Source organism: Nonomuraea sp. MTCD27, from assembly GCF_041950495.1.
Taxonomy (GTDB): Bacteria; Actinomycetota; Actinomycetes; order Streptosporangiales; family Streptosporangiaceae; genus Nonomuraea.
In genome coordinates, this window is sequence record NZ_JBGNUW010000023.1 from 99,340 (window position 1) to 112,925 (window position 13,586).

The 13,586-nt window shown below is 72.2% G+C and carries 11 protein-coding genes; 7 read left to right on the forward strand and 4 right to left on the reverse strand.

The window, feature by feature from the left end; translation table 11 throughout:
- Position 1 precedes the first annotated feature (1 nt).
- On the reverse strand, positions 2–724 hold the full coding sequence (locus ACBJ59_RS48570; RefSeq protein WP_375116819.1) for a Clp protease N-terminal domain-containing protein: 723 nt from the start codon (positions 722–724) through the stop codon (positions 2–4).
- A gap of 65 nt (positions 725–789) precedes the next feature.
- On the opposite strand from ACBJ59_RS48570, the gene ACBJ59_RS48575 reads away from it, so the two are divergent.
- The 4 genes from ACBJ59_RS48575 to ACBJ59_RS48590 are packed head-to-tail and all read left to right on the forward strand — an operon-like array spanning position 790 to position 5,519.
- Positions 790–2,217, forward strand: coding sequence for a serine hydrolase domain-containing protein (locus tag ACBJ59_RS48575; protein WP_375116820.1), 1,428 nt, complete (start codon positions 790–792; stop codon positions 2,215–2,217).
- The gene (locus tag ACBJ59_RS48580; protein WP_375116821.1) at positions 2,214–3,308 is read left to right on the forward strand and encodes an AAA family ATPase; all 1,095 of its coding nucleotides are present in this window, start codon (positions 2,214–2,216) and stop codon (positions 3,306–3,308) included. Before ACBJ59_RS48575 ends, ACBJ59_RS48580 begins: the two co-directional genes overlap by 4 nt.
- On the forward strand, positions 3,295–4,707 hold the full coding sequence (locus ACBJ59_RS48585) for a VWA-like domain-containing protein (protein WP_375116822.1): 1,413 nt from the start codon (positions 3,295–3,297) through the stop codon (positions 4,705–4,707). The genes ACBJ59_RS48580 and ACBJ59_RS48585 overlap by 14 nt, the downstream gene beginning before the upstream one ends.
- Positions 4,704–5,519 (forward strand): hypothetical protein, encoded by an 816-nt coding sequence (locus tag ACBJ59_RS48590; RefSeq protein ID WP_375116823.1) that lies wholly within the window; start codon positions 4,704–4,706, stop codon positions 5,517–5,519. Before ACBJ59_RS48585 ends, ACBJ59_RS48590 begins: the two co-directional genes overlap by 4 nt.
- A gap of 229 nt (positions 5,520–5,748) precedes the next feature.
- Here the strand turns inward: ACBJ59_RS48590 and ACBJ59_RS48595 are convergent, their stop codons facing one another.
- The 3 genes from ACBJ59_RS48595 to ACBJ59_RS48605 form a co-directional block, all read right to left on the reverse strand.
- The gene (locus ACBJ59_RS48595; protein ID WP_375116824.1) at positions 5,749–7,572 is read right to left on the reverse strand and encodes an ABC transporter ATP-binding protein; all 1,824 of its coding nucleotides are present in this window, start codon (positions 7,570–7,572) and stop codon (positions 5,749–5,751) included.
- Positions 7,572–9,407: an ABC transporter ATP-binding protein gene (locus ACBJ59_RS48600; RefSeq protein ID WP_375116825.1), complete on the reverse strand. Its 1,836-nt coding sequence runs from the start codon at positions 9,405–9,407 to the stop codon at positions 7,572–7,574. Before ACBJ59_RS48600 ends, ACBJ59_RS48595 begins: the two co-directional genes overlap by 1 nt.
- Positions 9,408–9,502: 95 nt before the next feature.
- Positions 9,503–10,366: a dioxygenase gene (locus ACBJ59_RS48605; RefSeq protein WP_375116826.1), complete on the reverse strand. Its 864-nt coding sequence runs from the start codon at positions 10,364–10,366 to the stop codon at positions 9,503–9,505.
- Between the two features lie 229 nt (positions 10,367–10,595).
- Here ACBJ59_RS48605 and ACBJ59_RS48610 point away from each other — a divergent pair, with 229 nt between their 5' ends.
- The 3 genes from ACBJ59_RS48610 (at position 10,596) to ACBJ59_RS48620 (ending at position 13,474) form a co-directional block, all read left to right on the forward strand.
- A complete protein-coding gene (locus ACBJ59_RS48610) occupies positions 10,596–12,200 on the forward strand; it encodes a pectate lyase (protein ID WP_375116827.1) in 1,605 nt (534 codons plus the stop codon).
- A 17-nt stretch (positions 12,201–12,217) separates the two neighbouring features.
- Positions 12,218–12,853: a disulfide bond formation protein DsbA gene (locus ACBJ59_RS48615; RefSeq protein ID WP_375116828.1), complete on the forward strand. Its 636-nt coding sequence runs from the start codon at positions 12,218–12,220 to the stop codon at positions 12,851–12,853.
- Positions 12,854–12,943: 90 nt separating this feature from the next.
- Positions 12,944–13,474: a hypothetical protein gene (locus ACBJ59_RS48620; RefSeq protein WP_375116829.1), complete on the forward strand. Its 531-nt coding sequence runs from the start codon at positions 12,944–12,946 to the stop codon at positions 13,472–13,474.
- Positions 13,475–13,586: the final 112 nt, after the last annotated feature.

The following is a 13,586-nucleotide window of genomic DNA, read 5'->3' on the forward strand; positions in this document are numbered from 1 at the left end:
CCTAACCCTCCCGCGAGCGCAGGAACGCTTCGAGGGCCGCGCGGACGGCGGCGCGGGTCGGTTCGAGGGTGATGCCGCGCTCGCGCAGGAGCGGGCTGGACTTGTCGCGCAGGAGGCCGAGGAGCATGTGCTCGGTGCCGATGTAGTTGTGCCTGAGCTCCGCACTCTCCGCCAGCGCCGCCTGCAGGGCACGCCGGGTCTCGGCGCCGATCGGGACGGCCGCCGGGGACCCGGGGCCGGTGGACAGGCGTTGTTCGAGGTCGGCCTTGAGCGTGGCCGGGTCCACTCCCTGGGCGGCGATCGCTCGCACGGCGAGGGTGCCGGGGTCGTCGAGGATGCCGAGCAGGAGGTGGTCGGCGCCGACGGCGAGCTGGCCCAGGCGGCGGGCGTGTGCCTCCGCCCGCTCCACCGTCTGTCTGGCCCGCCCCGTGTAGCGCTCGAACGCCCCCGACTGCGCGAGGTCGGCGACGGTGAGGCTGGACCAGCGGCGGCCGTAGCGCTGCTGGGCCGCCTGGCGGCTGATGCCCAGGTGGTCGCCGATGTCCGACCACGAGCAGCCATCCGCCCTGGCCAGCTCGACCAGGTAACCGAGCAGCCGGTCACCGACGCCCTGCAGGTCGGACAGCACGCCTTCGGCGACGGTGAGTCGGGTGAGGGCGTCGGCACCCGCGCTGCGCTCGTCGACGATCGACAGCAGGGCGGAGAGATCGGTTAGCTCTGGCACCAGACCATTATGACTGTCAACGTACGCCTTGACGATTCCATGGCGTCAATGCCAGCCTTGACGCCATGGACATTGACTTGCTGGCCGAGGCGCTCGACGCGTACGTGCCGGAGATCATGGGGCACTACGGGACGCCGGGGTTGTCGGTCGCGGTGGGCGTGGGCACGGAAGTGGCGCTGGCCAGGGCGTACGGGCTGGCGGACCTGGCCACCGGCCGGCCCATGACGGTGGACACGGTGGGGCCGACGGGGTCGGACTGCAAGGCGTACACCGGGGTGGCGGCCATGCAGCTCGTGGAGCGCGGGCTCATCGGGCTGGACGACCCGGTCGAGGAGCACTTCCCCGTCGTCAACCCGTACGGGGAACGGCCGATCACGCTGCGGGACCTGCTCACCCACCGCAGCGGGCTGGGCGTCAACCTGGGGAACTGGGCTCGGGTGCCGCCCGCGCCGCTGGAGGAGCACCTGCGGCGGGTCTTCGAGGCCGGCAGGTCCGACGCCTACGGGGGCACGGTGGCGCCGTTCTGGGTGGGGCCGGTGGGTGCCCGGTACACCTACAGCAACGTCGGGATCGCCGTGGTCGGCCGGCTCGTCGAGCTGCTCGATCCCGAGGGGGCCACGCTCTCCGAAGGGGTGCGGCGGAACGTGTTCCGGCCGCTGGGGATGGAGTCGACGGTGCTGCCGAGGGCGCAGCACCCCGACTTCGTACCGGCCGAGCTGCTCGCCCGCCGCTCCACCGGGTACGCGACCCTGCCCGGCTGCACCTTCACCCTCCCCGAGCTGTACCCCGGCGACTATCCGGCCGGCTCCGCCCTCAGCACGCCGTCCGACCACGCCAGGTTCGTGCTCGCGCTGCTCAACGGCGGAGGCGGCGTCCTCGAACCGGGGACGGCCGAGCAGATGATCACGGCGCAGGCGTCCGGTGGCACCCTCGCCGGACCGGCTCAGGACCACTCGGTCGGGCTCGTGTTCAACGTCTTCGGCGGCGAGCACCCCTACATCGGCCACGGCGGCGAGTACCTCTGGGGCTGGAGCCACTTCACCCGTGGCTGGACCGAGGACCGGGTGGCGCTGGTGATCTCCGCGAACCAGTACGACCTCGGCGACCTCGGCCTGTCCGACCGCCCCAGCCACGCGGCCGCCCGGCTGGTCGCCGAGATCGTCACCGCCTGGGTGCACGGCGCCGACCCCCGTCCGCGACGCGACCCCGCGGCGGCGCGCGGCTACCTGGCCGGGCTGCTGATCGGCGACCGGCTCACCACCCGGCTCGGCATCGCCGACCCGCCGGCGCCAGAGGAGGTCACGCGGATCGCCGAGTCCGCGGTCGTCGCGCTGCCGTGGGACACGGAGGCGTTCCGGCAGGGGGTGGGCGAGGTGCGCATGACCGCCGACCCGCTGCGGGACAACGTCGAGACCATGCGCCGCGAGGTGCCCGCCCACGAGCTGGAGCTGCTGAAGCGGCAGCTCGGCCTGCCCGGGCTGGCGAGCAGGTGAGCGACGTCGCGCAGGAGGCGCTGTCGATCGCGGTGTCGGCGGGCGTGCCGACGTTGTTGTGGGGCAGCCCGGGCACCGGCAAGACCTCCGCCGTGCTGGCGCTGGCCGAGTCCCTGAACTGGCCCGTCGAGGTCGTCGTCGGCTCCATCCGCGAGCCGAGCGACTTCGCGGGCCTGCCGGTGATCTCCGACGGCACGGTCCGCATGGCCCCGCCCGAATGGGCGCAACGGCTGGTCACGGCCGGGCACGGCCTGCTCTTCCTGGACGAACTGACCACCGCCCCACCGGCGGTGCAGGCGGCGATGTTGCGCGTGGTGCTGGAGCGGGCGGTCGGCGACGTGCGGCTGCCCGACAAGGTACGGATCGTGGCCGCCGCCAATCCGCCCGAAGAGGCGGCCGACGGGTGGGACCTGGCGCCGCCGCTGGCCAACCGGCTCGTACACCTCGACTGGCCGGTCGACGGCCGGCGGATCGCGCGCGGGCTGGCCGTGGGGTTCCCGCTTCCGCCGCTGACGGGGTTCGAGCGGCCTGCGTCGTACGAGCAAATGGCGCGCGCCCGGGCGACGGTGGCGGCCTTCCTCGAGGTACGGCCCGCGCTGGCGGTGCGGGTGCCGGCTCAGGGCGCGGGCGGGCAGGGGTGGCCCAGCCCGCGGTCGTGGGAGGCGGCGGCGCGGCTGATCGCCGCCTGCGATGCCGTACGGGCCTCGCCCGACGTGCTGGCGGCGCTCGTGACCGGGGTGGTCGGGGAGGGGGCGGCGCTGGAGTTCCTGTCCTGGATGGAGCACCTGGACCTGCCGGACCCGGTGGCGGTGCTCGACGATCCGGACGGGTTCGAGCTGCCTCGGCGCGCCGATCGGGCCTTCGCCGTACTGACCTCGGTGGTGGCCGTCGCGGTGGCCGACGGGGACGCGTCCCGGTGGGACGCCGCCTGGCAGGTGATCGCCAAGGCCGCCCGGACCGCGCCCGACGTGGCTACCCTGGCCGCCCGCGCCCTGGCCGGTCGCCGGCCCGCCGGCGCCCGGATCCCCGCCGCGCTGCTGGAACTGACGCCGATCCTGCGCGCCGCCGGGCTGCTCCATGAACCGTCCTGAGAAGTGGGCGGCCGCCCGGGTCTGGGCCGCCCATCAGGCCCCCTACCTGGCCAACGCGCTGCTCGCGCTGGAACCGGTCATGGTCCCGGGTTCCTCGGCACTGCGGCGCTTTCCCGCCGACCCGGGATGGCACGTGTACGTGGGGCCGGAGGAGCTGGCGCGGCAGAGCGTGCCCGAGGTGGGGTTCTGGCTGATCCACCAGGTGACGCACCTGCTGCGGGAGCACGCGCGGCGTTATCCGGGCGGTGCCGTGGAGGTGGGGGCCCGGGAGCAGCGGGACTGGAACCTGGCCGCCGACGCCGAGATCAACGACGACGTGTTCGGGGGCGTACCCCTTCCGGCGGAGGCGGTGACTCCCGTACGGCTCGGCCTGCGGGACGGGGGGACGGCCGAGCAGTACTGGCAGTCCCTACGGGAGACGGCCTCGGACGGAGAACTCCCGGACGGGCCTCCCCCGGCCCCGCACCGCCCAGAGCCGAACCTCCTCAACGCGCGGTTCTTGGACGGTGACTGTGGGAGTGGTTGTGACGGTCTGCCGCGGGTTTGGGACTCCCACCTGCCGGGGCTGTCCGCCACCAGCGCCCGGCTCACGGCGCTCGACACCGCGCGGCGGATCCGCGAACGGCTGAACGCTCACGACGACATCCCGGCCGGCTGGCGTCGGTGGGCGGACGACGTGCTCGAACCCACGGTGAGCTGGCGGCGCCACCTGTCCGCCCGGGTCCGCCACGGTCTGGCCCAGGCGGCGGGGCGGGTGGACTACACCTACAGCAGGCCGTCACGCAGGGCCGCCGCGCTGCCCGGTGTCATCCTGCCCAGCCTGCGCCGTCCGCTGCCCGCCGTGACCGTCCTCATCGACACGTCGGGGTCGATCACCGACACCATGCTGGGCCAGGCGCTGGCCGAGGTCGCCGGGGTGCTGCGGGCCGTCGGTGCCGGGCGCGGGCAGCTGACCGTCATCTCCTGCGACGCGCAGGCGTACCGACCGCAGATCCTCAGCCGAGTCTCCGACCTGTACCCGAGCCGAGCCAAAGGAGCCGACGGCACCCTCGCCCTACGGCGCACCGGAGCCCTCGACACCACCCCCGAACCGCCACCAGACGGCACTGGAGATCATCCCGACCCCACCTCCGGCCCGCCGCCAGGCAGAACCGAAGACTCCGGCACCACCCCTCGTCTGCGGCTGAGTGGGGGTGGGGGCACCGATCTGCGGGCCGGGTTCGTCGCGGCTCTGGCGCGGCGGCCGCCGCCGGACGTGATCATCGCGATCACCGACGGCCGCACCCCCTGGCCGGACCGCCCGCCGGCCGGGACCCGGGTGATCGTCGGCCTGCTCGACGCGGCCGGGCAGGCGCCTTCGTGGGCGGAGACCGTACTCATCGATTCAGGAGCGTCATGACGATGTCGTTCAGCACGCCGGGCGACGATTTCGACCCGGCCCCGTACCGCGCGGCCGGGATGGCGGCCGACGAGGCACATTTCTGGTGGAGGTGGCGGCTCACCGCGGCACAGGCTGCCGCCTGGCGGCGGGCCGGGATCGCCGACCCGGCCCTGGCCACGCAGTGGGCCACCGCCCGCGTCACCCCCGAAACGCTCGCCGTCTGCCGTGCCGCGGGGCTCACCGCCGCCGAGGCGCTCCTCTGGCACGAGTACGAGTTCGCCCCCGACGAGGCCATCGGCTGCAAACGCCGGGGCCTTACCCCCGACCAGGCCTTCGACGTCAGGCTCGGACGCCGGCCACGTCCCGCCGACGACACGTCCGCACCCGGCGACGCGTTCAGCAGCCTCATGTCCCTCGCCGGAGGAGGGGCCGGAGCCGGAGTTGGAGCCCGGACCGGCGATCCGCAGGACCGTACCCAGCGGTTCGTCGCACGGGCCGGGAACGCCGATGGTTTCCTGCTGTTCGGCTACATCAACGACGACTGGCTCGACGACGAGGCCATCGCGTGGGCCCGGCACGGCGTCGACGCCTCCACCGCGCGCATGTGGCAGGATCTCGGACTCAGACCCGCCGAGGCGAAGCGCTACCTCCAGCGCGGACTCAACCCGATGGCGGTCGCGCGGGTCTGGTGGCAGGCCGGCATCCCGTTCGAGGAGACCGCCTCCTGGGCCGGCGCGGGCCTCACCCCGGAGGAGGCCGTCGAGCAGCGCGCCCGAGGCGTCACCGCCGAACAGGCCGAAACCCTCCGCGCCTTGCTCGACAACACCTGACGAACGAGGGCTCCACCACCGAGCAGGGCGGCGACCCGGTGGGACGTCACTCGCTCGCCGGTGGCGGGGAGACCCGTTGCGAGACGAGACAGCGCGGCCGGGTGGTGATGTCCCGGGTGGGCGAGCACGCGGGCGAGCGAGCGGGCGGGCGAGTGCCTGGGCGACTGGGCACCTGGACGACTGGGCGACTGGGCGACTGGGCGGAGACGCGGAGACGCGGCCTACTCGGTCACGGTGAGCTGACCGGGACGAATCCAGCGCCCGCGCGGTAGTTGGGCGACTGGTGCCGGAAGTAGGTGTTGTAGACCTGGCAGTAGCGGCCGCCCTGGGCCAGGAGCGTGGCGTGGTCGCCCTCCTCCACGATCTGTCCGTGGTCGAGCACGATGATGCGGTCGACGTGTTCGATCGTGGACAGGCGGTGGGCGATGACGATCGAGGTGCGGCCGGCCAGCACCACGTCGAGCCCCTCCTGGATCTGGGCCTCGGTCAGCGGGTCGACGCTGGCCGTGGCCTCGTCGAGGACCACGATGGCCGGGTCCTGGATGAGCAGGCGGGCCAGCGCGACGAGCTGCCGCTGCCCCATGGACAGGGCGCGGCCGTGCTCGCCGACGTCGGTCCGCAGGCCGTCGGGCAGGGCCTCGACCCAGTCGCCGCCGCCGACCGCCGACGCCGCGGCCAGCACCTCGTCATCGCTTGCCTCGGGTCGCGGGTAGCGGATGTTGTCGGCGACCGTGCCGCTGAACAGGAACGGCGCCTGCGGCACGGCGCCGATCTGCCGGCGGTAGGAGGCCAGGTCGAGGGTGCGGATGTCGCGGCCGTCGATCAGCAGGCGGCCTTCCTGGAACTCGTAGAAGCGGGTGATCAGCTTGCTGAGCGTGGACTTGCCGGCCCCGGTGTGGCCGACCAGCGCCACGGTCTCGCCCGCCTCGATGCGCAGGTCGAAGCCGCGCAGCACCGGGTGGGCCGGGTCGTAGCCGAAGGTGACGCCGTCGAACTCGATGCGGCCGGCCAGCTCACCGGCCGGCTGCGCGTCGGTCTGCACCACGCGGGGCGGGGCGTCGATCAGGGCGAAGACCCGCTCGGAGGCCGACAGGCCCTGCTGGAACTGGGACCAGAACGCGGCGATGGACGTCAGCGGGAACCAGAAGAGCGAGACCCCCTGGAGGAACAGGTACCAGTCACCGGCGGAGATGCCGCCGCCCAGCACCGACAGGCCGCCGAGCTGCACGAGACCCACCGTCGCGAGCCCGGCCACGAGGAAGAGCACCGGGAAGATGGCCGAGAAGACGAATCCCTGCCGCAGCGTCACCTGGTAGCTCTGCCGGTTGATCGGCCGGAACTCGTCGTAGACCTGCTGCTCCTGGCGGAAGTTCTTGGCCACCGTGATGCCGCCCATGGTCTCCTGCAGGTTGGCGTTGACCCGGCTCAGCGAGCGTTGCGCCCGCCGGGTGCCGGCCCTGGCCAGGCGGCGGAACAGCAGCGCGAGCCCCACCACGATCGGCACGACGAGCAGCGTCAGCAGGGCGAGCTCGACGCTGCGCACGAACAGCAGCACCGTGACGAAACCGACCATCAGCACCTGGCTGATCAGGTCCATCGTGAGCGTGGAGACCGTGGCGAAGTCGTCGGTGTCGGACGTCACCCGGCTGACGATCCGGCCGGACGGCGTCTCGTCGTAGAACGACAGGTCGCGCTCCAGCACGGCGTCGAACGCGTCCTCGCGCAGCTGGAGCACGACGTCGCCGGTGACCCTGGAGCTGAACCACTGGCGGACGAAGTTGAAGACCCATCCGAGCCCGCCCGCGACCAGCAGCCCCACCACGAACAGCCACCCGACCTGGGCGATCGTGCCGTCCGCGATGGCGTCGACCACCCAGCTCGCCAGCAGCGGCACGGCGGCCTGGCTCAGCGACGACAGCACGATCATGCCCGCGACCAGGAACATCGCGCCGGCCTTGGGCCGGAAGTAGGACAGGATCCGGCGCAGCAGGTCGCGGTCGTTGTAGGTGCGGTCGTAGTCCTCGGCCTCGAGGCCGTCCATGATGAAGCCCATCAGCGCGCACTCCCCTGCTCGCTCGCCAGGACCGGGGCGTCGTCGTCCGGCCCCACGCCGGCCTCGTCGTAGTGGGCGAAGATCCGCCGGTAGAGGCGGCTCCGCTCGATCAGCTCGTCGTGCGTGCCGCAGTCGACCAGCTCGCCGCGCCGCAGCAGCAGCACCTTGTCCGCCCAGCGGATCTGGGAGAGCCGGTGGGTGATCAGCAGCGTCGTGCGCCCGTCGAGGATGCGGCCGATGGCCTGCTGGATCTTGTCCTCGGTGGCGGAGTCGATGGCGCTGGTGGAGTCGTCGAGCACGAGGATCGCGGGGTCGGTGAGCAGCGCCCGCGCGATGGCCAGCCGCTGCCGCTGGCCGCCGGACAGCGTGACGCCGCGCTCGCCGATGACCGTGTCGTAGCCCTCGTCGAGCTCGGCCACGAACTCGGCGGCCTGCGCGTCCTCCGCCGCCCTGACCACGGCCTCGCGGTCGGCCCGCTGGCCGAGGCTGAAGGCGATGTTCTCGGCCACGGAGCGGGAGAAGAGCACGATGTCCTGCTCGATGGTGGAGATCTGGGAGCGCAGCGAGTCGAGGTCCCAGTCGCGTACGTCGACGCCGTCGACCAGGATCCGGCCCGAGGTGACGTCGTAGATGCGCGGCACCAGCTTGGTCAGCGTGCTCTTGCCGGACCCCGTCTCGCCCACGATCGCCACCGTCTCGCCGGGTTTGACGGTGAACGTCACCCCGCGCAGCACCGGCTCGCCGTCGTCGTAGCCGAAGGTCACGTCGTCGAAGACGATCTCGCCGCTGATCGGCGCGGCGTGCCCGTCGCCGCGCTGCATCAGCTCGGCCTCGGAGGTCACGATGCTCAGGATCCGGCGCGCGGAGGCGATGCCGATCTGCACCAGGGAGAAGGTGAAGATCGACATCTGGGTGGGGAAGCCGAGCATGACCATCAGCCCCATGAACGCCACCAGGTCGCCGACCGTGATCGCGCCGATGCCCTGCAGATAGAGGGCGTGCCAGAGGGCTCCGGCGACCGCCGCGGCGAACAGCAGCGTCGGCAGGTAGCGGGCCTGCACCAGGCCGTTGCGCACGAAGGAGTCGCGGTAGAGGCGGGCGTAGGCGCGGAACCGCTTGCGCTCCTGCCCCTCCTGCGCCATCACCTTGATCACCTCGATGCCGCGCACGGCCTGGCTGAGCCCGGCGTTGAGGTCGCCGAACTGCTCGCGCATGCGGGTGGCCACCGGGTTGAGCTGGCGCATGTAGTGCCAGAGCGCGGCCACGAAGAAGACCGCGAAGACGCCGGGCACCAGCAGCAGCCGCGGGTCGATCGCGGCGATGAAGAACAGCGGCACGAGGCCGGTGAGGCCGGAGTCGACGATCAGGTCTACGCCCGGCGTGATCATGATGGAGAGCTGCCTGATGTCGTTGGCGGCGCGGGCCATCAGGTCGCCGACGCGCTGCCGGTTGTGGAAGGTCTGGCTCTTGCCGAGCAGGCTCACGTAGAGCTCGTCGCGGGTGTCGCGCTCCAGCCGCTTGGCCAGGACCTCGCTCGACAGCCGGGCGACGAGGTCGAACAGGCCGCGGGCCGTCACGATGGCCAGCAGGACCAGCGCGATCAGCCCGAGCACGGCGCCGGAATCGGCCCGCCCGCCGAGCACGGCGTCGAAGGCGGCGCCGGTGAGCTGCGGCACCGCGGCGTTGAGCACCGTCATGACGAGCGAGCCGCCGAGGAACCCGATTAGGTGCACCGGATGGCGGCGCAGATGGGACCAGAGCCAGCGGACCGGGCCGCGCCGGCTGTAGGGCGGACCGGAAACCGAGAACTCCGAGCTGCTGGTGGTCACAGACATGGCCTCCCCCGGCCCGGCTCGGTGAACATCGAAACTGTTTTCTACCACCGGGGTACGACAGTTTTCCAACGAGTTTCGGGGGGAGGCCGCTCTCGTCAGGCCGGGTTCGCCCTCTCCTCGGTCCAGCCGAGGGGCACCAGCCTGACGTCGAACTCGATCTCCTCGTACGGCCCGTCCATCCCCCACTCACCGGCCCCCGGCCGGGGCTCGCGGACGAGCTCCTCCTTCACCGCGTAGGCGGCGTCGGACTCCAGATAGGGATCGCCGGCCAGGAACACGTGCGTGATCAGCGGCCGGTGGCCGCCGGCGGTGACCCGGTAGTGCAGGTGGGCGGGCCGCATCGGGTGGCGCCCGATGGCGCGCAGCAGCGTGCCGCCGGTCCCGTCGGTGGGGACGGGGTAGCTGCTCGGGCGGATGGTGCGGAACCAGTAGAGCCCGTCGGCGTCGGTCGTGAACAGGCCGCGCAGGTTGCCGGTGTCCTGGCTGTCGTCCTGCGTGTCGTACAGACCGGTGTCGTTGGCCTGCCACAGGTCCACCACCGCGCCGGCCAGCGGCGTGCCGTCGCAGTCGAGCACCCGCCCGTGCACGACGGTCGGCACCCCGCGCTCGCGCTCGGGACCGGTGCTGATCCAGTCGCCGAGCTTCCGCTCGGGGGCGGGCGAGTGGAAGGGGCCCTCCACGGAGGAGGGGGTCATGTTCGCCGGTCCGGCGTTGTTGACGTCGTCCACGGCCGAGGTCAGCCCCAGCATGTCGGACAGCAGGATGAACTCGTCGCGGTCGGGCGTGCACATCTTGCCCGTCTCGACGAGGAAGGCCAGCCCCGCCAGCCACTCCTCCGGCGTGGGGCGCGTCTCCTCGACGAAGGCGTGCAGGTGGCTGACGAGCGCCGCCACCACCTCGTTGACGCGGGGGTCGGGCCCGTCGATCTGGCTCAGGACCTGTCGCAGGAGCGGGGTCACGCGTACTCCTCAGAACGGCTCAGCGGGAGCGTATCCCCGACCGGCGGAAATGACCATCCGCCACGGCGGCAAGCGATTGCAGTAGATCGCCGACATGCAACAAAACTGCACACCATACGCATTGACTCGGCTAACAATCGGTTGCATAAAGGTGTGAAGCTCGCCGCGCGTACGAACGCTCGCCCGAGCGGAGCGCGGCCCGGTCGCCAGCGGAACCGGAGGCTCCGAAGTGCGCAGACGCAAAGCACGCAAGACCCGCTTATCCCTCGCCGCCCTCGCGGCGGCCACCACTGCCGCGCTGCTCGTCGCGGCGGCCCTGCTGGGGATGCCGAGCGCGTCGGCCGCGACGCTGTTCGGCGACGACTTCGAGGACGGTGACGCCGCCGGCTGGTCGCGGTCGGGCGGGAGCTGGTCGGTGGTGACCGACGGCTCCCGGGCGTACCGGCAGTCGGGCACCAGCGCGGACGCCCGGGCCGTGGCCGGCGCCGGGTGGACGGACCAGGCGGTCCAGGCGCGGGTGCGGCCGATCGCGTTCAACGGCTCGGGACGGCACGTCGCGGTGCTGGCCAGGGCGCAGAGCACCAGCAGCTACTACTTCCTCGGCCTGACCGAAGCGGGCTCGGTCGTCCTGGGCAGGCGGACCGGCGGCGCCCCGGTGACGCTCGCCTCCGCCGCCGCCTCGGCGGTCCCCGGCACCTGGTACACCCTCAGGCTGGAGGCGTTCGGCAGCACGCTGCGCGGGTTCGTGAACAACGTGCAGCTCGTCACGGCCACCGACGGCGCGCTCCCCTCCGGCCGGGCCGGCCTGGCCGGTCTTTACGCGAGCGCCACGTTCGACGACGTGCTCGTGTCCGACCTGGGCGGGCCCACCGACCCGCCGACCAGCCCCACCCCGCCGCCCACCGGCACGTGCACCTCCCCCGGCGCCCCCGCCGGGTTCGCCTCGGTGAACGCCTGGGGCCAGAACGGCACCACCGGCGGCGCCGGCGGCCCGACGGTCGAGGTGGACACGGCGAGCGAGCTGATCTCCTCGATCGGCCGCAGCGGCCCCCTGACGGTCTGCGTGCGCGGGATGATCACGGTCCCGGCCGGCATGTACGACGTCGCGTCCGACAAGACGATCGTCGGCGTCGGCTCCGGCTCGGGCATCAGCGGCGGCGGCCTCAACATCGGCCTCCCGGCGGACAACGCGATCACCTCGCCCCCGGCCGACGCCGTGCACAACGTCATCGTCCGCAACCTGGCCTTCAGGAACGCCAGCGACGACTCGATCAACGTCCAGATGTTCAGCCACCACGTCTGGATCGACCACAACGACCTGGCCGGCGGCTACGACGGCCTGATCGACGTCAAGCGCGGCTCCTCGTACGTCACCGTCTCCTGGAACCACACGCACGACCACACCAAGAACATGCTGCTCGGCCACGACGACGGCAACGGCGCGCAGGACGTCGGGCGGCTCAAGGTCACCTACCACCACAACTGGTTCGACCGGACGCCGCAGCGCAACCCGCGCGTGCGGTTCGGGGAGCCGGTGCACGTGTTCAACAACTACTACGTCTACAACACCGACGTCGGCGTGGCCTGCCAGGCGAACGCCGGCTGCCTGGTCGAGGGCAACTACTTCGAGCGGGTGGAGGAGCCGGTGAGCAACTCGTACGCCGGACCCGCGGGCCGGTGCGTGGCCCGGAACAACGTATTCGCCGACGAGTCGGGGGCTCCTGACTGCTCCGGGAGCGTGCAGGAGCCGAGCTCGTACTACGCCTACACCGTGGCCGACCCGAACTCGGTGAAGGCGGCCGTCATGGCGGGGTCCGGCGTCGGGAAGATCTAGCTGGCACCCTGGGAAGGGTGACTGAGACGAGCGGCCCCGTGGTGGCCGACTTCTGGTTCGACCCTTCCTGCCCCTACACGTGGCTGACCTCGCGGTGGCTGCTGGAGGTGCGGAAGGTGCGCCCGGTCGAGGTGCGCTGGCACGTGATGAGCCTGTCGGTGCTCAACGAGGGGCGCGACGACGACCCGGAAGGGGACCCGGAGGGATACCTCTGGGTCCCCGTCCGCATCTGCGCGGCCGTGCGGCGCGATCACGGCCAGGAGGCGCTGGGCCGGCTGTACACAGCGCTGTGGACGACCGGCACCGGCGACTGGCTGGGCGACCTGCGCGAGGCGCTGGCCGTGGCCGGGCTGCCGGTCGAGCTTGCCGGGGCCGGGACGTCCACGGATCACGACGACGACGTACGCGCCTCGCACGCCGAGGCCATGGCCCTGATCGGCGGCGACCACGTGGGCACCCCGATCGTGGCGGTCACGGACGGCGGCGGCGGGCGCGTCGTGTTCTTCGGGCCGGTCGTGTCCCGGGTGCCCACCGGCGAGCAGGCCGGCCGGCTCTGGGACGGGACGCTGCTGGTGGCCGGAACCCCAGGTTTTCACGAGCTGAAAGGCAGGCCCCACGAGGAGCCGGACCTGAATCGCCCTCACGCGCCGTGACGGCTTCGCCGGATCCCGTGATCGCCTCCGGGTGCGCGGGCTATCTTGGGTGCCCGGCCACCAGCGACAGACGAGAGCGCACAAGTCTCCATGGACGAGCACGTCATCCGCGTCGAATGGGTCAACGCCCCCGACGAGATCGCTTACCACGACTACGAAAAGGGCACCTACAACGCCTTCTCGTGCACCTGCGACCTGCCGCTGGCCGACCGGGAGGCGGCCACCCGGCACGCCGCCGAGCACAGCCGGTGCCTCATGTGCCTGGGCACCGGCGAGCTGTCCATCAACCCGCGGGAGAGCGGCGGCTGCGCGAGCTGTGAGGGCTCCGGCGAGTCGGAGTCCGGGCCGGTGATGATCCAGGCGCGGGTGACCGAGAGCTTCGTCAAGGAGGTGGCGGCGCTGCTGCCCGACGAGTTCGGGCTCGCCGACGTGGTGGGGGTGCTCGACGGGCGCATGCCGCAGGGGCAGGGCGGGGTCGAGACGGTGTTGTCGGTGGCGGCGGGGCTGATCCGGTATCTGGAGGTGCAGGGGCGGATCGTGCTGTGCACGGCGCCCGACTACCTGCCCGCCGACGGGCTGGAGCAGCGGTACGGCGACCCGAGGTGGATCCGGATCCCGTGACCGGTTTGTAGTGCTTGATAGGTTGTCGGGGGGTATGCCGTCCGATGCCCCGGTCGCCGAACGTGGAGAGCACCGCCGATGCCCGTACGCCGCCTTGTCGCTGATCCCCTGC

Bases quoted from the DNA above. Each gene is read 5' to 3' on its own strand.
- ACBJ59_RS48575 (WP_375116820.1), top strand. From the start codon at position 790: ATGGACATTGACTTGCTGGCCGAGGCGCTCGACGCGTACGTGCCGGAG.
- ACBJ59_RS48585 (WP_375116822.1), top strand. From the start codon at position 3,295: ATGAACCGTCCTGAGAAGTGGGCGGCCGCCCGGGTCTGGGCCGCCCAT.
- ACBJ59_RS48590 (WP_375116823.1), top strand. From the start codon at position 4,704: ATGACGATGTCGTTCAGCACGCCGGGCGACGATTTCGACCCGGCCCCG.
- ACBJ59_RS48595 (WP_375116824.1), bottom strand. From the start codon at position 7,572: ATGGGCTTCATCATGGACGGCCTCGAGGCCGAGGACTACGACCGCACC.
- ACBJ59_RS48600 (WP_375116825.1), bottom strand. From the start codon at position 9,407: ATGTCTGTGACCACCAGCAGCTCGGAGTTCTCGGTTTCCGGTCCGCCC.
- ACBJ59_RS48620 (WP_375116829.1), top strand. From the start codon at position 12,944: ATGGACGAGCACGTCATCCGCGTCGAATGGGTCAACGCCCCCGACGAG.